This window comes from Mucilaginibacter gilvus, from assembly GCF_004054195.1.
GTDB lineage: Bacteria > Bacteroidota > Bacteroidia > Sphingobacteriales > Sphingobacteriaceae > Mucilaginibacter > Mucilaginibacter gilvus.
In genome coordinates this window covers 361,608-387,406 of sequence record NZ_SBIW01000007.1, presented here as the reverse complement: position 1 = coordinate 387,406, position 25,799 = coordinate 361,608, and the positions used below count along the sequence as shown (strand labels likewise).

The following is a 25,799-nucleotide window of genomic DNA, read 5'->3' as shown; positions in this document are numbered from 1 at the left end:
AGGAATGTGTAAATAGTTTTATTATTTCGCCACGGGATCGGTCATCATGGTGTTGGTATCGAACGAATGGATAACCAGCCTGTTATCGCTGTTACGGGTGAGGTAATTAACGGCCCAGTTAAAAAACACAATGGACTTGTTGCTAAACCCGGCGAGCGAGAGCAAGTGTACAAACATCCACAGGAACCAGGCAAAAAAACCCTGAAAGTGCCAATGCTTCAGATCGGCAACAGCTTTATTACGGCCAATGGTGGCCATCGTCCCCAAATCATTGTAGTTAAAGGGCGCGGTGGGCTTGTTATTGATGATACATAACAAATTACTGGCCAAACATTTACCTTGCTGTAGCGCAACCTGCGCTACACCAGGGAAGCCGTTGGGATTGGCTTCGCTTACCACAGAAGAAACATCGCCTATAGCAAATATATTTTCATACCCCGTTACCCGGTTTATCTCATCGGTTTGGATACGGCCGCCTTTGGCAATGGCTTCGGACAATAGCCCTTCGGGCATTTCGCCGCGTACGCCGGCGGCCCAAAAAACGCTGCGGGTTTTAATATCAACACCATTATCAATTTTTAAAATATCGCCGTTGTAGCTGGAAACGTGTACGCCATTGTAAATGGTAATGCCAATATCAGTGAGGAATTTTTTAGCTTTTATTGATGCCTGTTCAGACATGGCACCCAGCACCCTATCTTTCCCCTCCACCAAATATACTTTCATGTCTTTATCGCAAAGGCCGGGGTAATCTTTGCAAAGAATATATTTCCGCAGTTCCGCGATAGCACCGGAGAGCTCTACCCCCGTCGGCCCACCGCCAACCACCACAAAGGTGAGCAGCGCTTCGCGTTCGGCCTCGTCAACAGTTACCAAAGCCTTTTCCAAATTCTGGATGATGAGGCTGCGCACGTTTAGCGCCTCCGCAATATTTTTCATGGGGAGCGTATAATGCTCGAGTTCTTTATTACCGAAGTAATTGGTATTTGCCCCGGTGGCTATCACCAGGTAATCGTAATGAATATCGCCTATGTTGGCCGTTACAATTCTCGCTTCGGTATCTATCTTCTGCACTTCGGCCAAATGGAAGGTAAAATTCTTTTGCCTGCTGAAGATCCTTCTGATAGGAAAGCCTATCGAATCGCCTTCAATTGCACCCGTTGCCACCTGGTAAAGTAGCGGTTGAAAGGTATGATAGTTGTGTTTATCGAGCAGTAAAACCTCAACCGGGGCATTTTTTAAATTCTTTGCCAATTGTACACCGGCAAAACCGCCGCCAATAATTAATACACGTGGTTTAGCGTTTTTATTTTTATCCATAGCTGCATGTTACAGACCGCAAAGTACTTATAAAACGGCCGGTTTGTGTGTAGCTGTAACAGCCCAAGCTAAATATGTGTTTTTAATGGCAATATTTTTTAGCAAATTATGTGGTGCAAAAAAAAAGCTGCAGAGGGTAATTCTGCGGCTCTGTTTTCGATAGTAGAACTATTTATATTTTTTCATAATACTTATAAAAGTATTCAGGGTTTTTAACACCGTAGTCTTTCACTTTGTTACTTAAGGCTACCCAATCGTTAACTGTGTACTCTTTTGCGCCTGTTTTCATCTCATGCACAAAACGCAGCCATACATGGTCGCCGGCGGCGATGCTCTTTATAGCCGGCGCCGACGGTTTTAAGTTGAACTTTATCCTGTAACCGTTCGCTACCTGCAATACGGCGCTTTTCCAGTTACCGTTGGCGTATTTCTGCACACCGGTTACTTTTCCATCGGTAAAACGAACACGATTGGCTTCATAAAGAAATGCGTATTCCAATGCTTTCTCCATTTCAGCCTGATAGATAAGTTTGCCACTTTTAGTAACCATTTCCGGAGAAATGATCAGGGGAGAATCGGGACCATACAAACACATCTGCACTTTAACCTCTACTTCGTCTCCCGGCTGTAGTGAGCCGTCTATGGCATGGTACTTCCCTCCTGCTTGCAAAACATACTCATCGTTTCCCTGCGTTACCTTGTAGCCCTTAAGCTTACCGGCAAACATATTATGATAGCTGGTGTCTATCGTTCCAAGCACTTTAAAAATGAGCGTCTTTCCCAATACCTTTTCGGAAGCTGCCTTATCTTGTTTTCCTTTATCAGAGTTATTATAATCATCAAACGTTTTATGGTTTGGGAGTACCCGTTTACCATTTCGCATTACTTTTTGGCGATATTTATTAATGCCAACTGTGGTATCGCCTGTTCTGCTCAGGAAAGCGAAATAATTTGCATACACACTAATATCCTTATCGGCATTACCGTTGTATTTTTCTGTTTCGCCAGCTGTCCAGCTGTAAAACTTATGTGTTTTTACATAGTCTTCTACCTGGTTTACTTCCCGCTCAGTAAAAACCTTACCGTCGGCAATAAATACGATGCTTTCGTCGGTTTTCAGGTCGGTAGTCATGCCGCCACCGGAAGGTAAACGGATCACACACTTATCAAACCCGCTCCCATCCTCTTTTTTTAGCTTTAATCTCTTATAAAACTGGTTACGCGGGATATTCGCCTTTTTCGCAAGATTTTCCCGCTCAATGGCTGTTTGATAAGTGATCTGATGGTTTTTGGTGCTAATGATCACCAGCCCGTCTTTAATTTTATCGCCATATTTTACATATTGAGGTTTAACAACGGGCGGGTTAAAAGTGCTTATGCCCAATACACACTTGCCCCCAATCTTGTAAAGCATATCGTCGTTGTATTCTTTTCCGTCGATAACCACAAGAGGGTGTTTACCCAATGAGCTCAGATCGTCCACTACGCTCAATTTTTCATCAGATCGTAAGTTGGCAAATGCCAGGCAGCTTATCAGCAATACGGGCAAAATAAGCAGGTAAATAATTCTTTTCATATTGGATGTTGGTTTGTGAAATAACATGGCTATGCGCTTTTTAAGCGGCACTTTACTAAAACTATGGAACAGGTAGCCACGGCCTGATACCGCCAGCTTAAACAGCAACTGCGCGTAAAGCCCTTTTTCATCTTCTCCCGCGGCAATACGGTCTACCTCAAATTCGTGGTTCTCTTCTATCGAACGCATGTACAGGTAGGCAAATGGGTTAAACCACAAGCCAATTTGTACCACCCGCGCAATTATCCTGTCGGCAGAGTGTATAAACTTTACATGCAGCAATTCATGGGCAATAATTTGCTTCACCTCTTCCGGCTCCAGTTCATCATCATTTATAAATATCACGTTAAGGAAGGAACTGTTACCACCTTTTTTACCGGCTTTGATAACCTTTACATTGCCAATTTCCATCAGTCTTTTGCTTCTTGCCCGCAGGAAGAAAGCGACAAGAGTGAATAACAAATGCGTTAATGATAAAACTGCTATACAAACGTAAGTGATGCGCGAGGCATTCATCCAATCAAACTCCTGCTTAGCGGCGGCATCATTACCTGTTACTATTTGCACAGCCGGCACTATCTGCTGTATGTTCTGCATATACATTACCGGCTCCATAATGGGCAAAGGCTGCACCGTATCAACCTTAAATGTTAGCGCGGGTATTACAAAGCTCATTAACAGGGTGGCCAGCAAATACCAACGGTTTAGGGTAAAGAATGTTAGCCTCCTTAAAAACAGGAAGTAGAATGAGTAGAAAATACCGGTACACGCCGATACCTGCAGCAAGTAGATGAATGTTTTCATTTTTTGGTGTTTTTTTCGATCATTTCCTGAATTTTTTTGATATCCGCGTCGCTCAGCTTTTGCTCTTTCACCATGAAGGATAAAAGGCTCTCCGCCGAATTATCAAAATATCCGGTGAACATTTTTTTGAACGATTCCTTCCGGTATTCCGCTTTACTAATGGCCGGGAAGTATTCATACGTTTTGCCATAGGCTTTATAATCCACATATCCCTTTTTCTCCAGCAGCCGCACTACCGATGATATGGTGTTGTACGGCGGCTTCGGTTCATCCGGCAGCGCATCAATAATATCCTTTACAAACGCCTTCTTCAGCTTCCATAAAATTTGCATTACGCGTTCTTCGGTACGGGTTAACTCTTCCATAAACCAAATATATAACTTAGTTTTCAGTTCTACAACTATATTTTAAGTTATATAATTGATTTTACAGTTACAATTCGCAAGTAATTGACAATGGGAGTAATACTTTACAATCAGGTGCCATATTACATGGTTTATTATTTAACCACAGAGTACGCAGAGGTTTCGCAGAGAGCCGCAGAGTGAAATAAGAAGCTTTAGCATGTGATGACTGAACACGATTTTTTTGCTTTGTAACGAATTAAAAAGTAGTAGGATTTGTTAGTATTAAATTTGCTCATTCATAAAATTCGTAGTCACTCAAAAAGCTCTTTCAACCTCTGCGTCCTCTGTGGTTAAATCACCTACGCGGTAACAACTCTTCCCTATCCCCTAAAAAATCCCTATTATTGCCATCGAACTTATATATAATACCATGCAAGCCCTGCACATCATAAAAATTGGCGGCAACGTTATTGATAATTCGGAGAATCTGCACCGTTTCCTGAAGGATTTTACGGCTCTAAAAGGCTGCAAGATCCTGGTACACGGCGGCGGTAAGGTGGCCACACAAATTGGCGAAAGCATGGGTATTGAAGCGCAGATGGTTGATGGCCGCCGCATTACCGACATCGACACGCTACGCATCGTGACCATGGTATATGGTGGGCTCATCAACAAAAACATTGTAGCTCAACTGCAACGTTATGGCACTAACGCCATCGGGCTTACCGGTGCCGACGGTGATTTTATCCGTGCCAAAAAACGACCGGTTAAAACGATAGACTATGGTTTTGTGGGTGATCTTTTCGAAGGCTCCATCAACCCGGAAAATCTCAGTAAACTGCTTGATGGTGGTTTCACACCCGTTTTTTGCGCCTTAACGCACGATGGTGAAGGCCAAATGCTCAACACCAATGCCGATACCATTGCTTCGGCACTGGCGGTAGCGCTATCTGGCAGGTATGAAACTACACTAATCTATTGCTTTGAAAAGAAAGGGGTGCTAATGGATATTAATGATGAAGATTCGCTGATAAGAGAGATAGACCCGGAACGTTACGAGAAATTAAAAATGGAAAAGGTGATCCACAGTGGCATGCTGCCAAAGCTTGATAACGCTTTTACAGCCATCTCATGTGGCGTTAAAGCGGTTATTATCGGCCATTCGAACGACCTTGGGCAATTGGAAAATAAAAAGGGATTTGGTACACGTTTAAGCAAATAAGATGAATACACAACAGCATATAGCCGTATTAGGCAGCGGAAACATTGGTTTGGCCCTCGCTAAGGGATTAGTAAAAGCGGGCATATTTACCCCGCAGCAAATTACACTAACACGCCGCAACACCGGGGCCCTGGCCGCTTTGGCAGCCGAGGGGTATAACGTAACTGCAAATAACGCAGACGCGGTTAGTAAGGCTGATATTGTGGTTTTAGCAATTCTGCCGCAACAGTTAAATAAATTACTGGACGAGATACAACCCGCTACACAAGAAAGCAAACACCTGCTGATATCCGTTGTCTCGGGCGTAAGCTGTGCGGACATTCGCAAGCAACTTGCTTTAGATGTGCAGGTGATCCGCGCTATGCCGAACACCGCCATTGCCATTGGCCAAAGCATGACCTGCATTGCTACCGATACCGCTTCGGATGCGAACGTCAGCCTGGTAAAATCGTTATTTGATACCGTTGGCGTTACTATCCAGATCAACGAAGAACTGATGACCAGCGCTACCGCGCTTTGCGCCTGCGGTATTGCCTTCTTCCTGCGTTCTATCCGCGCGGCATCGCAGGGTGGTACCGAGATAGGTTTCCACGCGCACGACGCGCTTAGAATGGCGGCACAAACCGCAAAAGGCGCTGCCGACCTGCTCTTGCAACTTGCCTCACACCCGGAACAGGAAATTGATAAAGTAACCTCGCCAAAAGGCTGCACCATAGCCGGCCTTAACGAAATGGAGCATAACGGTTTCAGCTCGGCCATGATAAAAGGTATTAAAGTATCTGCAGAGAAAGCAGGGGTGCTTTATAAAAGCGAATAGTGTTTAGAGGTTAGAATAATAACTAATCTCTGACCTCTAACCTCCTGTCTTCAAATTGAACCCAAACGGGGTTAAATTAGCCACTTTTTGCCAGCCCATATAGCCTTCAAAAAATAAGTCCTGTGGTTTGTAGAAAGCACCTTTGGCATCTATGATAACCGTTGGTGCTTGCAGGTTAATAATGGATGTTTGTCCATCATCCAGGCGTTTATCCTGGTACAGCTTGCTTAGGCTATAGCCATGTGCCTGGTATTGCGTGTCCTCCCGCTTTTTCAGATACACCACAAATAAAGGCTTATTAAAGCCAAGTTTCTTATAATTTTGGTTCATGGTGGTAAGCATAGTATCCAACTCCACCCGTCTTTTACGGACGGTAGAATCGGCATGGGTAAAGTAACCGCTGCCGCCCGGTGTCCACTTAGCCAGCTCGTAAACAACAAAGCCCTGCTGTTTTGTATTATTGTTGTATAACGAACTGATAAAATGCTGTATCGAACCCTCGTAGGCCCCGGCACGCTTTTCGTTCCAGGCAGCCTCCTCCCCGGTGGTGCCTGTCATATTTTCAAATGATGGGTAGCCCTGGTAAACCACGGTATTTTTGCGGGTATCAAACTGAAAATTCACCAGAAGGTAGGTGATCCGGTAACCAAGGGCTTTGTTCTCAATTTTTAACAAATCTTCGGCGCTTGCTTTAAGTATGCGTGTATCTTTATCGTAGTTAAGCGCCAACACTTCAGCGTTCATAATTTTGCATTGTTTGGCATTGTCGTTCTCGCCCAAAAACTGCGCTTTAAACAATTCCAGGTTTTTATACCAATCCTTACTGTTAGGCCTAATTACAACCTCAGCCAGCTGTGATGTACTTTCTTTCAGCAAAACATTAATCGTCACGTTGGCGTCGCCCACCATCATTTGTTTTAAAAATGGTTCGAAACCCAGCATTTTTACAATGAGCGAATAATTGCCGGGCGGCACTTTGGAGAATTTGAAATCGCCGGTGGCGTTGGTGGCCATCATAAATTTGGTGCCGGTTAAAAATACGGTAGCGCCGGGTATCGCCCCTTTATCATCGCTTACCGTACCCCCTATTGTTAAAGTTTGCTGCGCGAAGGTCGTAGCTGATATCAGCAAAAACAACATTAAACCGCAGAATTTTTGAATGGCGAATTTCATATTCATGGTTACAGGTTAATTGCCGTGGGATGGCAGTTATAATTGGTGCTATAAATATACCGAAAGTATCCCGAAATAAAACCCACAAAAAAATGCCCCACCGTTACCAGCAGAGCGTTTATATTTTTCATTCTGTCTTATCTCTTGATTCTTAAATCTTGATTCTAAACTATTGTCCTTGCGCCAAAGTATAGCCAATCTTACCGTCGAATTTCATCAGAAACTCTACCGAGCACACTTTAAAATCTTCGGAAAGCTCTGCCGCGATGTGCAGGATCTCTTTTTGGGTAATGGTAGTGCCGTCTTTCTTTTCAAAACGCATCCGGTACTCGTTCACCAATTCGGTAAAAATAGAGCCGGTAGGCCATACCTGGGTACCCCGGTTAGAGATCATTACCAATTGAAAGTTATCGGTTGACTTGCGTTTTGCTAGTTCGGCCAGTTCGGTAGGTTGCGCGTTCGACTCTACGAAAACATCTACTCCAACCATCTCTTCCTGCACGTTGGTGCTCACGGTTAATTTGTTTTTAAGCGGGTGATCATGGTTAGCTTTCACCTCAAAATCGGGCTGAGCTATTACCACGCCTTTTTGTGGCAATTGGCCAAGGTTGGCAATAATGGCATCAGCAAATGTATTGGTATCGGCAGATGGTGTAGAGCGGTCTCCAAAATCACCTGTGTGAATGCCTTGTTCTAAAGTATATAACAATGCATTTTCAATGCTCGCAGCTACGGTTGTAGCACCTAAATAGCGCAGCATCAGTATACCTGATAATAACAAAGCAGTTGGGTTAGCAACGCCACGGCCTGCAATATCCGGCGCGGTGCCGTGCACTGCCTCGAAGATGGAGATATTGTCGCCAATATTAGCAGACGGCGCAAAGCCAAGGCCACCGACTAAACCGGCGCAAAGATCTGATACGATATCGCCCTGCAGGTTGGTTAAAACGATGGCCTGGAACATTTCCGGGCGCGAAACCAGTTTCATACACAGGTCATCAACAATAATATCTGATGATTCGATATCCGGGTATTCTTTAGCAATCTCCTGGAAAGTTTCCAGGAAAAGGCCGTCCGTTAATTTCATAATGTTGGCCTTGTGGCCGCAAGCCAGTTTGGTGTAACCCTTACGGCGCGCCATTTCAAAAGCGTAGCGGATTACTTGGGCAGAACCCGGGCGGGTGATGATACGGCGACCGACAGCTACATCGCTGGTAAGCAAGTGCTCAATACCTCCGTAGGTATCTTCAATATTTTCGCGAACGATGGTTAAGTTAATAGGAATGCCTGCTTTAGAGAAAACGGTATCTACCCCGTTCAGCGAGCGAAAATCGCGCTGGTTTGCGTAAGTATTCCACACTTTACGGGCGGTTACGTTGATGCTTTTTACGCCTTTACCTTTTGGGGTTTCCATTGGGCCTTTAAATAATAAGCCCAGGCGCTCGATAGTTTCCTTTGCGGCGGCGGTCATCCCGGTAGAGTGGCCTGCATCGAAGTATGATTTGCCCATCTCCACATACTCATATTCGAGCTGTACGTTTGCTGCATCAAATATCCTAAGCACGGCGGCCATTATCTCGGGGCCTATACCATCGCCTTTTGCAACTGCTATTTTGGTTTTCATAGAAAAAGTATATTATATTAAAAACGGCGCAAAGGTACGGTTTTAAAGGCTATTATCTATGTATGCATAGCTTATTGTTACGCTTCCTAAGGCCATTATTAATACAAACAAATTGCTATATTGTGATACGCTTACGTTCCTTTTAAAACATTTAGGCTAAATTTGCGCAAACTATGAAAGCATTCTACGGCGATTTACGATTAGGGATTTTAGGCGGGGGCCAGCTTGGCCGCATGCTGATACAGCAGGCCATTAATTACAATGTTACCGTTAAGGTTTTAGACCCCGACCGCGAAGCACCCTGCCGCAAGCTGTGCAACGAGTTTGTAATAGGTTCGCTTAGCGATTACGAAACCGTTTACAACTTTGGCAAAAAGGTAGATCTGCTTACCATAGAGATAGAAAAGGTTAATGTAGATGCACTGGAGCAGTTGGAGAAAGAAGGCGTTGCTGTTTACCCGCAATCGCGCATTATCCGCTTGATCCAGGATAAGGGTCTGCAAAAGCAGTTCTTTAAAGAGAACGAGATCCCCACTGCCGAGTTCCAGATCATCGCGTCGGCACAGCAATTAAAAGAAAGCCATATCCCGTTCCCCTATATTCAAAAGCTCCGCAGGGATGGTTACGATGGCAAAGGAGTTTATAAAGTATTAGACGAAAGCTACCTTGCCGGCGCTTTTACCGAGCCGAGTCTGGTAGAGCGTATGATAGACTTTGAAAAAGAAATTGGCGTAATAGTGGCGCGTAACGAAAGCGGTGAAGTAAAAACCTTCCCGCTGGTGGAGATGGAGTTTAACCCCGAAGCCAACCTGGTAGAGTTTTTAATATCGCCATCTACCCTACCATTCGAAGTACAGCAGGAAGCCGAAAGCATCGCCAAAAAAATTGCCGAAACCCTGAATATTGTGGGTTTATTGGCGGTTGAGATGTTTCTTGATAAACACGGCAAAATATTGGTGAACGAACTGGCACCCCGCCCGCATAACAGCGGCCACCAGAGTATAGAAGGTAATGTGGTGTCGCAATTTGAACAACACCTGCGTGCTATATTTAACCAGCCACTGGGCGATACCGCCTGCCTGAGCAATGCCATTATGGTAAATGTTTTGGGCGAAGCCGGTTATGAAGGCCCTGCCGTTTACCAGGGAATAGAGAAGATATTAAAATGCCCCGGCGTATACGTACACCTTTATGGCAAAGCCTTAACCAAGCCCTTCCGTAAAATGGGGCATGTTACTATTATTGATAACGACCGGGAAAAAGCGATAGAAAAAGCGAGATTTGTGCAGGAGACGCTGAAGGTGATAGCCTAATTTTAATGAAACGAATAATCCTGATCCTTGTTTTTTTACTAACGTCCATCGCCGCCTTTTGCCAGCTTAAGTACGTTCAGAATTTAAAAAACATTGCAAGGATAAGTTTTCCGGATACCCCTAAGCTTAAATCTTTATCAGCAGAAACATTAGTATATTATTACCGGGGCGAAAGCGAATCGTACATAGTGCAGGTATCGCGAATAAAAAAATCATTAAAGGACCTTTTTACAGATAGCGTAAATTATAAATTTTACAATGCCTTTATTGAAGGAAGCTTAGAAAGCACCAAAGCAAAATTAATTTACAAAAAGAATGTTTTGGTAGATAGCCTGGAGGGCGTAGAATATTTATATACGTTGAAGCAATCCGGTAAAAAAATGTATAATTATAATAGGCTGGTTTTCTTTAACGACACGCTTGTCAATCTTTCTCTTTGGTCGTTAGATAGCTTAAAACGGAACGATAGTAAAATTAATGCCTATTTTAACTCTTTCAAAGTTACTATCCCGGACGACAGTATAGTGTCGGAAAATGCAACAGAACTGGGCCATAAAACGGGCTACCTAATCGGTGTACTAATGGTTATCTGTATACCTGTGGGTATTGGCCTGGCAATTGTTTTTCTACTGAAAAAAATCATTTATCGAAATTCAAAAAAAGAAGCACAAACATATCGGAACGATATATAATACGACTAAATTATGAGCCAAGCAAAAATAGCCATCATCATGGGCAGCAAATCCGACCTTGTAATTATGCAGGATGCCGCGGATGTTTTAAAGGAACTGGGTGTAGACTATGAAATGACCGTAGTATCTGCCCACCGCACGCCCGACCGTATGTTTAGCTACGCCCGCGCCGCTGCCGATCGTGGTATTAAAGTAATTATAGCCGGTGCCGGTGGTGCCGCGCATTTGCCGGGGATGGTGGCATCACTTACACATTTACCCGTAATTGGCGTCCCTGTAAAATCAAGCAATTCTATCGATGGATGGGATTCAATCCTCAGCATCCTTCAAATGCCAAATGGTATACCTGTTGCCACTGTAGCGCTCAACGCTGCTAAGAACGCCGGAATATTGGCCGCACAGATATTATCTACAGCTGATGAATACATCGTAGCTAACCTCAAAGCCTTTAAAGAAGATCTGGCCAAGAAGGTGGAAGAATCGGCAAAAAGTATGGAGGGGTAGTTTTGAGTTCAAAGGCGAAAGATTTATTCACCAATAATAAAGGCGCTTACCAAATAAGCGCCTTTTCTATTTTCTCTTAATCTTTATTCTAAACTACGCCGTTACCACGTGCTCTTTAGCAGCCAAATAACGTTCTGCATCAATAGCGGCCATACAGCCCGTGCCCGCAGCAGTTACTGCCTGGCGATAGATATGATCCTGTGCGTCGCCGCAGCAGAACACGCCTTCTACGTTGGTTTCTGTAGAACCGGGGCGGGTTAAAATATAACCTGTTTCATCCATATGGATCACCCCCCTAAAAATATCTGTATTTGGCTTATGGCCTATGGCGACAAAGAAACCGGTTACGTCTAAAACAGTGGTTTCGTTGGTTACGTTATTGCAAACCTTTACGCCGTTAACGCTTTGGCCATCGCCTAATATCTCGGTGGTATCGGTATTATAAAGTATCTCGATGTTAGCTGTATTCAACACGCGGTGCATCATTGCTTTTGACGCGCGGAACTCATCGCGGCGAACGATCATATACACCTTACGGGCTAATTTTGCAAGGTAGGTAGCTTCTTCGGCGGCGGTATCCCCTGCTCCAACGATAGCTACGTCCTCCCCCTTAAAAAAGAAACCGTCGCATACCGCACAAGCGGAAACACCAAAGCCGCTATATTTTTGTTCAGACTCCAGGCCCAGCCATTTCGCAGAGGCACCGGTAGAAATAATAACCGTATCGGCTAAAATGGTTCTGCTTTCATCAACCACCACTTTATGCGGTAATGACGAAAAATCAACCGAGCTTACGTAACCGAAGCGGATATCGGTACCCAAACGCTCTGCCTGTTTACGGAAATCCTCCATCATTTCGGGGCCCATAATACCATCCGGGTAACCGGGAAAGTTCTCTACATCGGTAGTTTGGGTAAGCTGCCCACCGGCCAGCATACCAGTATACATTACTGGTTTAAGATCGGCGCGCGAGGCATATATTGCCGCAGTATAACCTGCCGGGCCGGAGCCTATAATTAAACATTTAACGTGTTCAGTATCTTGTGACATTTTATTTTCTTTCTGAAATTATGATGCGAATTTAATAAAAAGACGGGTGGGGACGGTCAACTATCCGTAAAACTTATCCACGATGCAATGCTGATGTTGGCAATAAGCTATTTCCCCTTATTGGCCTTTAATACTCTAATAAAATTACCGCCCAGTATTTTTTCCACATCCTTTTTAGAGTAGCCTATTTTGAACAGCTCTGTGGTGATTTTGGGGTAATCGGTAACGCTATCCAACCCTAACGGGTAAGATTCGGCACCGTCGAAATCTGACCCGATGCCTACGTGGTCTGCGCCCATCATTTTCACCATATAATTAATGTGTTTGATAAGCATGCTCAGCGGCGGGCGCAGCTGGTCGGCCTCTGTTTTATTCAGTTCGTTGAGGCGGATACTGGCGAGATCGTAATCTTTATAGATCACCCGCAGGGAATCAAATTGTGGCTTGTGACGGGCCATAAAAGCGGCGTGTTTGCCCTCGTAGGTACTATCAATAAAACCGCTGTAGAAATTGATGAACACCACCCCCCCGTTATCTGCAATGGCTTTTAGTTGGTAATCTTTAAGGTTACGACGGTGCGGGTTTAATGCATACACGCAACTGTGCGACGCGATAACCGGCTTGGTGGTTATCGCCATCACATCTTTAAAGGTTTGCTCGCCGGGGTGTGAGAGATCTATCATTACCCCCGCGTCGTTCAGTTTATGTATAATTTGCTTACCCAGTTCGGTTAGGCCTTTGTGTTGCAGCGTATCGCCATGCAGGGTTTCATCACGTGCCGAGGTTGCCCAGCTGGTGCTGTTGTTCCAGGTGAGGGTGAGGTAGCACATACCGCGTTTCACCAGGCTATCTATATAATCAAGCCTGTCCTCTATCATGTGGCCGCCTTCTACGCCAACCATGGCAGCCAATTTCTTTTGCTTAACGGCCTTTTTTAGTTCTTTAGCATTGGTAACCAGCATCATTTTATCCGGGTTGCGGTTGATGAGCGCGTGCAGCGAATCTATCTCCCGGTTAGCGTAGGCATAGGCGGTACCATTTCCATACTGGTCGCCACACCAGATGGAGAAAACCTGTACATCCAGCCCCCCGGTTTTGGCGCGTACCAGGTCGAAATTACCGGTGGCCTGTAGTTTACCGGCATCGTTGCCGGTAATGAGTTCATTGGAGATGATATCGTTATGGGTATCAATTAAGATAGCTTTCCGGTGGATCTTCTCCACATCCTGTGCCGAAAGTTTTAAAACAGATAACAGTAACAACGGGAGCAAAAGTTTTTTCATGGTTGGAAGATAGCAATAAAAGCAAATTATTAAAAACGGATGTAACTGTCGGGATCGAGGATGTAGTAAATAACTGACCCTAACGATAGGCAGAAGCCGACTAAAATAGCTATCCACATCATCATTCTGGAGTTAAGATTATCTATCATAAAATTTTTGTGGTTATTCGGATCATATACCACTGGTACCTTTTCCCAAAGTTCGTATGCACTTGGATTACTGGTGAACATAGAATAATCTGCTGCGTAAGGCCCAGACTCGATGGTGTCAAACCTAACTACCGGGTAATAGCTCCGAACGCTATCTACATTATTATTGGCATTGTTTACCTCTTCTCCCTTCTTTTTTTTGTAGGGCCATCGGCCCGGTACATTTTGTAACAACGGATTCTAATCTGTTGCGAAGCGCAGATACATACTCGTGAGTGCCATAGGCACGGCCAATATTTGCAACCACCTAAGTTAATTGCCTTTACGCTACAGGCAAGTGTATAGTAAACTCGGTATACTCCCCTTCTTTACTGCTCATATCCATTTTGCCGCGGTGGCCTTTTACTACAATATCGTAACTTAATGATAGGCCCAGCCCGGTGCCCTCGCCTGCGGGCTTGGTTGTGAAAAATGGCTGCATTATTTTTTCTTTGTTAGCTTCAGGGATGCCATTGCCGTTATCTTTCACGTAGATGCGGATCTCGCTTTTGCCCTTCGGCGGGGTAAACAAACTGGTTGATACCTCCACCAGCGGCTTGTACTTTTTGCCCCCCGTTTTCTTTTTCAGCTGCACGGCATAAAACGCGTTATTGAACAAGTTGAGCATCACCCGGCCAATATCCTGTGGTATAATCTTTAGTTTTGGCAGCTCCGGGTCAAGATCGAGCACCATATCCGAATTGAAGTTTTTATCCTTGGCACGCAGGCCGTGATAGCTTAGGCGCAGGTACTCGTCAACCAAAGCATTCATATCTGTTTCGTGCTTTTCGCCGGTATTGGTGCGGCTGTGCTGCAGCATATTTTTAACAATGCCGTCCGCGCGTTTGCCGTGGAGGACTATCTTTTCGAGGTTCAGTACAATGTCATCGGCAAGGGATAGAGCCTCCTTTTTACTACCGCTGCGCAGTTCCTGTTTCATTTCTATCGCAAGCTCAATGCTAACCTCAGAGAAGTTGTTTACAAAATTCAGCGGGTTTTGTATCTCGTGAGCTATGCCGGCGGTAAGTTCGCCCAGCGATGCCAGTTTTTCTGATTGAATAAGCTGCTGTTGCGCCGCTTTCAGTTCGTTTACGGTTGCTGCCAGCTGATCGCGCTGCGAGGTGATCTCTAACTGCTGCTCGCTTAATTCTTTATTAACAACTTGTAGTTCATCAGTTCGCTCCTGTACTTTTTCTTCCAGCAGTTGGTTCTCTTCTTTTAGCAGCCGCGATCTGTATTGTACATAAGCGTAAATGGCTGCACCCAAAAGTACCGCGTAAAGCACCAATGCCCACCAGGCAAACCACCACGGCGGATTAATAACCACTACAATGCTGTCTCCCTTTTCATCCCATACGCCGGAGCTATTGGCGGCCTTTACCTTAAATGTATAGATGCCTGCCGGCAAGTTGTTATAAGTTACTGTACGGCTGGTGCCCGCCTGTACCCATTGTTTATCGTAACCCTCCAGCATATAGGCGTAGGTGTTGGCCGCCGGGTTTTCGTAATGCAATGCTATGTAGTTAAACTGAACACTGTTTTGGTTATGGGCAAGCTCCAATTTGCCAAGCCCGTAAGTTAGGGTTTGCGTGGCAAGGCTATCGTTTGTACCGGGGCTGTTATATCTGATGCTTTCAATATGTACCACAGGTGGATACTCGTCATCATCAAGGCCCTTAGGGTTAAACAAGACAAGCCCATTACTGGTTGATAACACAAAACGACTGTCGGCCAAATTGCTGGCTTCCAGGTGGGATCGTTCTGCTCCGGGGAGTATATCATCCAGCTTATAATTTCTAAGCACCATGGTTTTAGGTTCTAAACGTGTAAGCCCCCTATCGGTGCCTATCCATATGTGGCCTGCTGAATCTTCTTTTATACCAATGATGCCGTTATATAACAGACCGGACTTTTCGTCTATCTGCCGGGTATAGGTACCCTTTTTTCGGTCGAACTCGAACAGGCCCGATTGGTAAGTACCCACCCACAGCCTGCCTGCCCGGTCTTCAAATATCTCGGATACGCAGGTCATTTTTTTGTTTTGTGTATTGAGGTATGAGAAAAACTTGCCGGTTTTGCGGTCGAATTTATTCAAACTGCCCGAGTTGGTGCCCACCCAGAGCGTATTTTGCATATCCTCATAGATGACAATTGCACGCGAATCGTCCAACGCGCCATCGTTAACTTTAAATGGGTTGTGAAAGTCGCTGTGAAAGGGGTACCTGGTGAATTTTTTTGTGGTTGGCTCAAAGGAACAAACACCAAGGCCTCCTTTATCATTTATGGCCATCCAAACCGCGCCGGTATGATCCTGGTAAACAGTGGATATAAAATCACCGGGTATACTTGAGGCATCTGCGGGGTTGTTGCGGTAAGTTACTTTTGAACCGGTTGCAACATTGTAAACCACAAACCCTGTAGTGGTGCCGATATAAAGTATATTGCCATTTTCCCAAACATTGTTAATCACCTGCCCGGGTAAGGCGCTGTAGAGTTTAGTAAAACGCCCGGTAACGGTATCCCAGTTAAATATGCCTTTAGTGGTCTTGATTTTTGTGTGCAGTTTGGTAGAAGAAACAATGTGCGCCGAACCACCCGGATAACCGTTAAGGTTATCTTTACTCTGTGCAATATAATCAAAAGCGCTTTTTACCTTGCTTATTTTGTTTACGCCCCCGTACCCAAATCCAAGCCATAAGTTATTGGCGCGGTCTACCAGTTTTACGGTAACATCGCTGGATATTAAAGCGCCAGGTTGTGCAAGTTTGGGCTTGTAATATTCAAAATGCGCCGTCTCCGGGTCGAAGTAGAGCAAGCTGCTTAATGGAGAGATCCACAGTTTACCGTTTTTATCTTCTACAATTCTGCTTAACTGCGTTATCGCGGTGTCGTTGGTTAAATAATTGGTGAACTTACCGGTTTGCCTATCCAATTTTGACAGCCCCGTTTCGGTACAAAACCACAAACGCTGCTTTTTATCTTCATAAATAGTGTTTATACCGGCATCTAAAATACTATCCGGGCTTTTTGACGCGTGGTACGCTTTGATGATCTTACCTGTTTTTGTATCGAAACAACTCACTCTTAGGTCGAGGTTGTTGCCATGAAAAAGGTTCATCCATAAAAGCCCGGGCTGCGAGGGTGCCTCATAAACGGGGTTCGCGCCAATCATTTTAGAGGTGTCGGTAGTAGACAGGTAAGCTTTAAATGGCCTGCCCGGCCCCATGTAGTTAAATAAACCATTAGTGGTACCTATCCATATTTTACCGTCGGCAGTTTTTTGAACGTTCATCACTAGGTCGGCGTCAATATGGTTGTTGCCTTTCACTTTATTCCCAAAAAACTCGTACTTTTTAGTTTGAGGGCTAAATTTGGCAATGCTCACCCCGTTCATATCCTTCACATTGCCCCAAACGTTTCCATCGTTATCTATAAACCTTATACCAAAATACTGATAAGTGCTACCGGGCGGGTAAACAAACTGGTCGAAACTATCTTTAGCCCTATTGTACTTAAACAGCCCGTTAGCTGTTACGCTAACCCAAAGGCTGTTATCACCGCCTTTGGCAATGCTTAGCACATTGGTTACGGCTCCAACATTAAGCTTATCGCTGCCCAGGTTGTAAACTTTATAGTTATACCCATCGTAACGTACCAGCCCGTTTTGCGTGGCTATCCACATATAACCTTCGCTATCCTCCACCATCGATCGCACATACGATTCGGGCAGCCCCTTTTTGATATCCAGCTTATCAAAATAAACATGAGAAGTTTGCGCCTTGCTGTAAAAGCAAATGGCAAGCAGCAACACCATCAACAAAGGTCTCTTCATCAGAAAGAATTGGTTTTAATTAATTGGTTAATTAACTAATTAATATGGTAAATATCAAATGCGGCGGGCCCAATAAGCACTGCGGCAAACTATATTTTTCTAATTTATGAAAAAGCAAACTTAAGGGGGCAAACAAGTAAACATTTAATATCTTAGCCCATAAAACTAAGCACAAGCGCTGGCATAAAGGCGCAGGTTTATGTTTTAAGCATTACCATAAAAAGCTACTGAAAACCAGCACACTGAATGAAAAGCACTGATATAAAGCATTGGGCAACAGATATAGCATATACTTTGGCAGGCATCCTTTTTTGCGGGTTCGCGCTTAAAAGTTTCCTTATCCCCAACCAGTTTTTTGATGGCGGTGTAACCGGGATGAGCCTTTTGCTGCACGAACTTTACCATTTTAACATCGCGGTGGTTATTGTACTGGCCAACATTCCCTTTATTATTATGGGTGCTTACCAGGTAAATAAAACCTTTGCGGCCAAAACGCTTGCGGCCATTATAATGCTTGGGTTATGCCTGCAGTTTATGCCTTACCCAACCGATATTACATCCGATAAATTACTGGTATCAATATTTGGTGGGGTATTTATGGGAATAGGTGTTGGCTTGGCCATTCGCGGTGGTTGCGCGTTAGATGGTATAGAGGTTTTGGCGCTTTACACCGGCAAGCGGATCAGTTTTACCATCAGCGAGATCATCCTCGGTATCAATATCATCATCTTTCTTATTGCAGCCTTTGAAATAAGCTTGCCAACGGCATTATATTCTATTATGACATATTACACGGCATCAAAAACCATCAGCTTTGTTATAGAAGGCCTGGAGGAATACACCGGAGTAACCATTATATCGGCCCAGAGCGAGTTTGTAAAAGAACGTTTGGTGATGGAGCTTGGCCGTGGGATAACCGTATACAAAGGCGAGCGTGGTTTTTTAAAGGATAGTTTCGACATTAGCCAGCCGGTAGATATTGTTTTTACCGTAATAACCCGGTTAGAGGTAAGGCGCCTGCGCAACCTGGTACACGAGATAGACCCTAAAGCCTTTATCTTCACCAGCACTATAAAAGAAGCCGCCGGTGGCGTGCTCAAAAAACGGGCAAGGCACTAAGTTGTAAATTATTGTATAAGAATATGGAAAGCCGGATGTAAAAACATATCCGGCTTTTTTGCATCCACCGCCGGCGAAAATCGCTCTAAATTCGACCAGCCCTTGCTCCCGCCCGACAAACCGCTAAAAGCAGTCGACAAACCCAATTTCTTACCATAAATGCTGATAATTAGGCTTTAACGAGTGTTATCGGCAGTACGTCTATATATTCCCCGTGGTGGTCTATTTAGTTTTTGGGGTTGAATTTATTGTTGTTGTTTTGGGTATTGAAACAAACGAAAACAATTTATTTAGCAATCAAAATTCAAAAAATATCATGAAAAATTCAATCAAATTAGCAGCCCTTTTATTATTAGTAAGCACAAGCGTTTTTGCTGCAACTCCTGCTAAAACCGAAACCGCACAAGACGAAATAACCGTACAGGCATCCTCTAAAAACTTAGTAATAGGCGTTAGCATCCAAAAAGCAACAACAGGCCGCGCTTACGTGAAATTTTACGATAAGGATAACAACGAAGTAATGACCGATTACCTGTCAAGCAAACAGTCGACAGAAAAAGGTTACAACCTGTCGCAATTGCCCTTTGGTACCTACACTATGGCGGTAACATCAAACAACAAAGTGGTTACCAAACAATTGAGTGTTTATAACGAATTCGGCCAAAAAACCTACGTGTTTTTGCAATAATTGGTATTGTGATAATGGTGAACGCCTCTGCCAAAAGCAGGGGCGTTTTTTATTAGGCAATAATTTTCAAGGATTAAACCGAATTTCACGAATTTTACTGCAATACGGATCCCCACTTTGTGAAATTAGTCCTAATTCGTGAAATAAGTGTATTCAATTTCAATCGTCAATAATAAACAGAAAGGTTAAATTGCGGGCCCTTACACGTATAAAGTTTAATGACTAAATCCGCAAATCCTATTTATAATATCCATTTCGGGTTGGTTTGCCTCAGTTCGCTTTTGTTTTCCGCGAGTTATAATATGCTGATCCCTGAGTTGCCGGCCTACCTCCATGGCCTGCACGGCGGCAAAGATGTAAACAAAGGGCTTTTAGTAGCGTTGTTTACGCTAACTGCCGGTATCTCGCGCCCCTTTAGCGGGCGGCTTACCGATAGGCTTGGCCGTGTACCCGTTATGGCGGTGGGCTCCATTGTTTGTTTTGCCTGCGGTTTTTTATACCCGGTGCTCAGTACTGTATCGGGCTTGTTATTTCTACGTTTATTGCATGGGTTTTCCACCGGGTTTAAGCCCACAGCCACTGCAGCCTACGTGGCAGATATAGTGCCCCGCGAACGCTGGGGCGAAGCCCTGGGCATGCACGGCATTTGCTTTAGCACAGGCATGGCTATAGGCCCGTACATTGGCAGCGTTATACGGATATCACATTCGCTGAACACCCTTTTTTATACGTCCTCAGTTTTTGCCTTGGCATCGATTGTGATCCTCATGAATATGCGCGAAACCCTTAAGAACAGGCAGCGCTTGAACTTGAATATGTTTAAGATCTCCCGCAATGATATCATCGCTGTGGAAGTTTTGCCTGCGGCTATCGTAACACTGTTATCCTATATGTCGTATGGTGCCATATTAACGCTTATACCCGATTGGAGCCATCACCTCGGCATCCCCAATAAAGGCCTGTTTTTTATGGTGTTCACCATCGCGTCGCTCGTCATCCGTTTTGTTGCTGGCAAGGTATCTGATAAATACGGGCGTTTGGTAGTTATTAAAATCGGGCTGGTGATACTTGTACTGGCGCTTGCCGTAGTGGCTTATGCGCATACGATTGCCGGTTTAATGATTGGCGCTGTGCTTTATGGTATATCGCAGGGTATACTCTCTCCCGCCCTCAACGCCTGGACGATTGATATGAGCCAGCCCAGCCACCGCGGCAAGGCCATAGCCACCATGTATATGTCGCTGGAAGCAGGTATCGGACTTGGAGCATTGGTTGCCGGCTGGTACTATAAGAATGTGATAGCCGAAGTGCCCTTCATTATCTACGCCACGGCGGGCATTACCGTAATAGCCCTCGCCTATATGTTCCTGCGCCGCGAACCCGTTAAAAAGCTGGAAGCGGTAGAGAATGAGGTGCTGGCGTAGGGGTTAGGGGATTTGAACCTTGTTAGACCAAATGGTCTCGCCTCTATGCTGTGAAATATCCTCAAACGATGGCCATGAGTTATTCTTCTTAACAAGAACTAAACACATACCTACCCTAATTCTTTCCTTGCCCTTAGACCGTTTTCCAACGACTAAAACAATTCTGATATTTTCTGATTGATGCGGCGGTACACTATGAACTTCGAGTACATTTTTTTCGCAACCATGCCTAAACAGCACTACCCTATCTGTGTTGGTGGAGAAAATCTCGTCGCTCGAGCAACTCATATTAACATATTTTAACGTATCGTTGCTGTTGTTCATGAGGGTTATTGGAACTGTTATGCCTCTGAACGTTTCTATTTGATAAGGTGATGTTATATCACTCACGGTAGGAATCTGATCTTGATTAATAACTAACTCGTAAGGCTGCTTGGCTGAATTAGCTTTGGGCTTTTGTTGGCAGGCAGTGAACAAACAGACTGTTATCGCTAATAAGGTTATAGGTTTCATTAATATAAATGTACAAATAAACTGCGCTATACAAAAAAAGAGCCGCCCTCACGGGCAGCTCTCTATGCTGAACTTATTTTGAACTTTGCGTTCTACTCACTCACCATTCACTATTCACCACTCACAACCCTCCTCACGAATTCATGAACACAAAGTTGTTATCAAACATATCCAGTTTTATCTTGCTGTCGCGATCTACTGCACCGGACAGGATCTGTTTCGACAGTTCGTTCATTATTTTTTTCTGTATTACCCGTTTCAATGGCCTTGCGCCAAATTGCGGATCGTAACCCAGTTGGGCCAGCCAATCCAAAGCGTCTTCCGATGCTTCTATAGTGATGCCCAGTTCGGCCAGTGTGTTTTGCAATTGTTTAAACTGCAGTTTCACAATGTCGGTTATCTCGTCGCGACTGAGCGGGGTAAACATGATGATCTCGTCTATCCGGTTCAAAAACTCGGGGCGGATGGTGGCGCGCAACACGTTGAACAAGTCGCTCTTCGTTTTGGCGATCACCTCATCGCGGTTCTTGTCGTCCAAATCCTGGAAGTTTTCCTGGATAATGTTAGAGCCGATGTTGGAGGTCATGATGATGATGGTGTTCTTAAAGTTTACCACGCGGCCCTTGTTATCGGTTAAATGCCCATCGTCTAAAACCTGCAGCAGGATGTTGAATACATCCGGATGCGCTTTTTCTATCTCATCCAGCAATACCACGCTGTAAGGTTTGCGACGTACGGCCTCGGTTAACTGCCCGCCTTCATCATAACCCACATAGCCCGGAGGCGCGCCTATCAATCGTGAAACCGAATGGCGTTCCTGGTACTCACTCATATCTATCCGCACCAGCGAGTTCTCATCGTTAAACAAATACTCGGCTAAAGCCTTGGCCAGTTCTGTTTTACCAACACCTGTAGTGCCCAGGAAAATGAACGAGCCTATAGGCTTGCGCTTATCCTGTAAGCCGGCACGACTGCGGCGTATAGCATCGCTGATGGCTTCTATGGCTTCCTCTTGGCCTGCTACGCGTTTGTGCAGTTCTTCTTCCAGGTGCAGCAATTTTTCGCGCTCGCTCTGGATCATTTTGCTTACCGGGATGCCTGTCCAGCGGCTTACAACGCCGGCAATATCATCGGCGGTAACTTCCTCTTTCAGCATCCGGCTGTCGTCGTCATTTTCGGCAAGGGCGGCTTTTAGCTTTTCGACTTCCTGTTGCGCCTGTACAATGGTACCGTAGCGCAATTCTGCTACTTTACCATAGTCGCCGGCACGTTCGGCCTGCTCGGCTTCCAGTTTGTAATTCTCTATCTGTTCAACCTTAAGGTTAATACCATCTACAATGTCTTTTTCGCCCTGCCATTTGGCCCGAAGCGAATCGCGCTGGGCAGACAGGTTGGCAATTTCTTCGCTTAGTTCGGCAACTTTGCGGTCGTCTTTTTCACGTTTAATGGCTTCGCGTTCAATTTCCAACTGCATAATGCGGCGTTCCAGTTCATCCACCGCTTCCGGTACCGAATCCATCTCCAAACGTAGTTTAGAGGCGGCTTCATCCATCAGGTCGATAGCTTTATCAGGCAAAAACCTGTCGGATATATAGCGTTGCGACATTTCCACCGAAGCAATAATGGCTTCATCGCGGATACGCACCTTGTGGTGTGCCTCGTAACGTTCTTTTAAGCCACGCAAAATGGAAATGGCGTCGGCAGTATCCGGCTCGCCCACCATCACCTTTTGGAAACGGCGCTCGAGCGCTTTATCCTTCTCTACATATTTTTGATACTCGTTCAAGGTTGTTGCACCAATGGCCCTTAATTCGCCACGGGCTAAGGCCGGCTTTAATATGTTGGCCGCATCCATGGCACCTTCGCCACCACCTGCACCAACGAGGGTGTGAATCTCATCGATGAAAAGGATGATCTCCCCATCGCTTTGGATAACCTCTTTAATAACGGCTTTCAAACGTTCTTCAAACTCGCCTTTATACTTGGCTCCGGCTATCAACGCGCCCATGTCCAGCGAGAAAACGGTTTTTGTTTTCAGGCTTTCGGGCACGTCTCCTTTAATGATCCGGAAAGCAATACCCTCGGCAATGGCGGTTTTACCAACGCCGGGTTCACCAATCAGTATCGGGTTGTTTTTGGTACGGCGCGATAAGATCTGGATCACGCGGCGGATCTCCTCGTCGCGGCCGATCACCGGGTCAAGCTTGCCGCTTTCTGCGTATTCGTTCAGGTCGCGGGCATATTTGTTAAGCGCGTTGTAGGTAGCTTCGGCGTTTTGGTCTGTAACTTTATTACTGCCGCGCAATTCTACGATGGCCTTTTTCAGGTCTTTTTCGTTTACGCCGAAATCTTTTAATGCCGATGCTATTTTATCGCCGGCAGCCAATACGCCCAGCAATAAATGCTCTACCGATACAAATTCGTCTTTAAATTCTTTAAGATATGATTGCGCTTTTTGTAAAGCGCCGTTCACTGCCGACGACAGGTATACATTGCTCCCGCTCACTTTTGGGAACGATGCTATCTGCGCGTCGAGCGTTTCGTTTAACCTATTCAGGTTAACGTTCAGCTTTTTAAGCAGGTAGGTTATTACGTTTTCATCAACCAAAAGCAGCCCTTTTAGCAGGTGCGCGGTCTCTATGGCCTGCTGCTGGTTGCCGGTTGCAATTTCGGATGCCTTTTGCACGGCCTCCTGTGCTTTTATGGTAAAATTGTTGAAATTCATGGTATCAAGGTAGGCTCAAAACTATTGCCACGGATGCGTTCAGGAAAATTTGACATTTAAATTTGCTGCGTTCGGTCATTTTGACAACCAGTATGTTCATAATCGGCCATATTGTATTGCTTTAAACGGAAAATATTATTTTTGATTACAAAATGGTACTTTTGGAGAACCCTTACTAATTAAACCTTGGATACTCACTTTTTTTCTAAATTACCGGCCAGGTATGCTAATGCTTATCGCAATTATTATACGTACCAGAATTTGCTGGGGGTGCGTACCGCAAGCTTTATTTTCCTGATCCTGAACCTTATCCTTAGGGTTCTTTATCACATTTTCCCGGAAAGCTTAACTAAGGCGCAAAACTTCCCCGAATTTAGCTTTACCAACTGGATCTATATTATTGTTACCCCCTTCTTTTACCTCGCCAGCCACCTGCTCATCAACACTTTCCAGGCAACCAAAAAAGGTACGGCCGTAATGGCATTGTTTGTATTCTCGTTTTCGCTTTATATTATTATCTGCGGCATGTACTCCAGCTTTATTGCCACTGCCGACCCAAGCAACGCACTTACCCTTTACCTGCTGGCATTAAGTATGGTGAGCGTACTTTTTGTGTTTGAGTATTATGAGACAGTGGTGTTGCTGATGAGTATTGAGCTGTTGTTTACCATACTACTTTTCCACGCGCAGGCCGATGCTACCGAGATGACCTATAACCAGATGATATCCATGATATTGGCGGCGGGCTTCTTTTTAACGTCGCGTTACTTCTTCTCCTACAAGGCGAGCTACTACCTGCAGATCGTTGAGATCCGCGAGAAGAATACAGTTATTGAAAAAGCTAATATCTTTAAAAACCAGGTATTGGGAACCGTAGCGCACGATCTGCGTAACCCTATTGCCGCGGTAGAATCGCTGGCGATGATGATGGAACTGGAGGATATAGATGAAGACACCCAGGATAACCTGAACATGATGCGCGAAAGCTGCGTGAAGGCACGTACCATTATTGACGACCTGCTGGAAGCCGCGCGCAACGATGGTGAAGCCGATTTTGATACCCGCCGTACCGAACTTAACCAAATGCTGCAAGGGATTGTAAACATCTGGCACATACATCAAAAATGTAAAAATAACGTAGTGCTTATGAGCGACATTAAGGCCGTTCACGTGATGATCAACCACGAGAAATTCCCGAGGGTGATTGATAACCTGATGAGCAACGCGCTTAAATTTTCTAAGGAGAACGATAAGGTGGAGATCCATCTCAACAGGATAAAAGAACGCGTTATTATCAAAGTAATTGACCACGGCTTAGGCATCCCCAAAGAAATGCTGCCTAAAATTTTCGACCGTTTCAGCGGCGCGGGTCGTACCGGCTTAAACGGCGAGCAATCTACCGGCATCGGGCTCAGCATTGTGAAGCAGATAGTAGAGAGCCACAACGGCAAAATATACGTGCAAAGCATAGAAGGCCAAGGCAGTATGTTTACGATAGAATTGCCGCAGGTGGAGTAGGTTTTAGTTCATAGATGATAGTTCATGGTTCATAGACGAATTACCGTGCTCACTATGATCTATCAAC

The 25,799-nt window shown here is 44.9% G+C and carries 20 protein-coding genes; 9 read left to right on the top strand and 11 right to left on the bottom strand.

Going from position 1 to position 25,799, the window contains the following annotated elements:
* Positions 1-21: 21 nt before the first annotated feature.
* The 3 genes from EPL05_RS16000 to EPL05_RS15990 all read right to left on the bottom strand — a co-directional run bounded on the left by EPL05_RS16000 (position 22) and on the right by EPL05_RS15990 (position 4,065).
* A complete protein-coding gene (locus tag EPL05_RS16000; RefSeq protein ID WP_128534981.1) occupies positions 22-1,320 on the bottom strand; it encodes an NAD(P)/FAD-dependent oxidoreductase in 1,299 nt (432 codons plus the stop codon).
* A 172-nt stretch (positions 1,321-1,492) separates the two neighbouring features.
* Positions 1,493-3,700, bottom strand: coding sequence for a M56 family metallopeptidase (locus EPL05_RS15995; protein ID WP_128534980.1), 2,208 nt, complete (start codon positions 3,698-3,700; stop codon positions 1,493-1,495).
* Positions 3,697-4,065, bottom strand: coding sequence for a BlaI/MecI/CopY family transcriptional regulator (locus tag EPL05_RS15990; RefSeq protein ID WP_128534979.1), 369 nt, complete (start codon positions 4,063-4,065; stop codon positions 3,697-3,699). The genes EPL05_RS15995 and EPL05_RS15990 overlap by 4 nt, the downstream gene beginning before the upstream one ends.
* Positions 4,066-4,477: 412 nt before the next feature.
* On the opposite strand from EPL05_RS15990, the gene argB reads away from it, so the two are divergent.
* Both argB and proC read left to right on the top strand, forming a co-directional pair.
* The gene (argB, locus tag EPL05_RS15985) at positions 4,478-5,269 is read left to right on the top strand and encodes an acetylglutamate kinase (protein WP_128534978.1); all 792 of its coding nucleotides are present in this window, start codon (positions 4,478-4,480) and stop codon (positions 5,267-5,269) included.
* A 1-nt stretch (position 5,270) separates the two neighbouring features.
* Positions 5,271-6,086, top strand: coding sequence for a pyrroline-5-carboxylate reductase (proC, locus tag EPL05_RS15980; RefSeq protein ID WP_128534977.1), 816 nt, complete (start codon positions 5,271-5,273; stop codon positions 6,084-6,086).
* Positions 6,087-6,122: 36 nt separating this feature from the next.
* On the opposite strand, the gene EPL05_RS15975 is transcribed toward proC, so the two are convergent.
* Both EPL05_RS15975 and EPL05_RS15970 read right to left on the bottom strand, forming a co-directional pair.
* Positions 6,123-7,265, bottom strand: coding sequence for a carboxypeptidase-like regulatory domain-containing protein (locus EPL05_RS15975; RefSeq protein ID WP_128534976.1), 1,143 nt, complete (start codon positions 7,263-7,265; stop codon positions 6,123-6,125).
* Positions 7,266-7,428: 163 nt separating this feature from the next.
* Positions 7,429-8,883: an NADP-dependent isocitrate dehydrogenase gene (locus EPL05_RS15970; RefSeq protein WP_128534975.1), complete on the bottom strand. Its 1,455-nt coding sequence runs from the start codon at positions 8,881-8,883 to the stop codon at positions 7,429-7,431.
* Positions 8,884-9,056: 173 nt separating this feature from the next.
* Between EPL05_RS15970 and EPL05_RS15965 the strand changes: the two genes are divergently transcribed.
* From EPL05_RS15965 to purE, 3 genes are read left to right on the top strand one after another with little or no spacing between them, the layout of a single operon-like run.
* Positions 9,057-10,196: a 5-(carboxyamino)imidazole ribonucleotide synthase gene (locus tag EPL05_RS15965; RefSeq protein ID WP_128534974.1), complete on the top strand. Its 1,140-nt coding sequence runs from the start codon at positions 9,057-9,059 to the stop codon at positions 10,194-10,196.
* 5 nt (positions 10,197-10,201) lie between these two features.
* A complete protein-coding gene (locus EPL05_RS15960; RefSeq protein WP_128534973.1) occupies positions 10,202-10,888 on the top strand; it encodes a hypothetical protein in 687 nt (228 codons plus the stop codon).
* Positions 10,889-10,900: 12 nt separating this feature from the next.
* Positions 10,901-11,392 (top strand): 5-(carboxyamino)imidazole ribonucleotide mutase, encoded by a 492-nt coding sequence (purE, locus tag EPL05_RS15955; RefSeq protein WP_128534972.1) that lies wholly within the window; start codon positions 10,901-10,903, stop codon positions 11,390-11,392.
* Between the two features lie 93 nt (positions 11,393-11,485).
* On the opposite strand, the gene trxB is transcribed toward purE, so the two are convergent.
* The 4 genes from trxB to EPL05_RS15935 form a co-directional block, all read right to left on the bottom strand.
* The gene (trxB, locus tag EPL05_RS15950) at positions 11,486-12,442 is read right to left on the bottom strand and encodes a thioredoxin-disulfide reductase (RefSeq protein WP_128534971.1); all 957 of its coding nucleotides are present in this window, start codon (positions 12,440-12,442) and stop codon (positions 11,486-11,488) included.
* Between the two features lie 107 nt (positions 12,443-12,549).
* Entirely contained in the window at positions 12,550-13,725 is a 1,176-nt protein-coding gene (locus EPL05_RS15945) for a dipeptidase (protein WP_128534970.1), read from the bottom strand.
* A 29-nt stretch (positions 13,726-13,754) separates the two neighbouring features.
* Entirely contained in the window at positions 13,755-14,108 is a 354-nt protein-coding gene (locus EPL05_RS15940; protein WP_128534969.1) for a DUF3592 domain-containing protein, read from the bottom strand.
* Positions 14,109-14,196: 88 nt separating this feature from the next.
* A complete protein-coding gene (locus EPL05_RS15935) occupies positions 14,197-17,745 on the bottom strand; it encodes a sensor histidine kinase (RefSeq protein ID WP_128534968.1) in 3,549 nt (1,182 codons plus the stop codon).
* Positions 17,746-17,991: 246 nt separating this feature from the next.
* Here EPL05_RS15935 and EPL05_RS15930 point away from each other — a divergent pair, with 246 nt between their 5' ends.
* The 3 genes from EPL05_RS15930 to EPL05_RS15920 all read left to right on the top strand — a co-directional run bounded on the left by EPL05_RS15930 (position 17,992) and on the right by EPL05_RS15920 (position 20,976).
* Complete coding sequence (locus EPL05_RS15930; RefSeq protein ID WP_128534967.1) at positions 17,992-18,864, top strand: YitT family protein; 873 nt, start codon at positions 17,992-17,994, stop codon at positions 18,862-18,864.
* 316 nt (positions 18,865-19,180) lie between these two features.
* On the top strand, positions 19,181-19,552 hold the full coding sequence (locus tag EPL05_RS15925; RefSeq protein WP_128534966.1) for a hypothetical protein: 372 nt from the start codon (positions 19,181-19,183) through the stop codon (positions 19,550-19,552).
* Positions 19,553-19,770: 218 nt separating this feature from the next.
* Positions 19,771-20,976: an MFS transporter gene (locus EPL05_RS15920; protein WP_128534965.1), complete on the top strand. Its 1,206-nt coding sequence runs from the start codon at positions 19,771-19,773 to the stop codon at positions 20,974-20,976.
* A gap of 3 nt (positions 20,977-20,979) precedes the next feature.
* Here EPL05_RS15920 and EPL05_RS15915 read toward each other — a convergent pair whose 3' ends face one another.
* Both EPL05_RS15915 and clpB read right to left on the bottom strand, forming a co-directional pair.
* Entirely contained in the window at positions 20,980-21,489 is a 510-nt protein-coding gene (locus tag EPL05_RS15915) for a hypothetical protein (protein WP_128534964.1), read from the bottom strand.
* A 133-nt stretch (positions 21,490-21,622) separates the two neighbouring features.
* On the bottom strand, positions 21,623-24,214 hold the full coding sequence (clpB, locus tag EPL05_RS15910) for an ATP-dependent chaperone ClpB (protein ID WP_128534963.1): 2,592 nt from the start codon (positions 24,212-24,214) through the stop codon (positions 21,623-21,625).
* A gap of 186 nt (positions 24,215-24,400) precedes the next feature.
* Here clpB and EPL05_RS15905 point away from each other — a divergent pair, with 186 nt between their 5' ends.
* Positions 24,401-25,732: a sensor histidine kinase gene (locus tag EPL05_RS15905; RefSeq protein WP_128534962.1), complete on the top strand. Its 1,332-nt coding sequence runs from the start codon at positions 24,401-24,403 to the stop codon at positions 25,730-25,732.
* Positions 25,733-25,799: the final 67 nt, after the last annotated feature.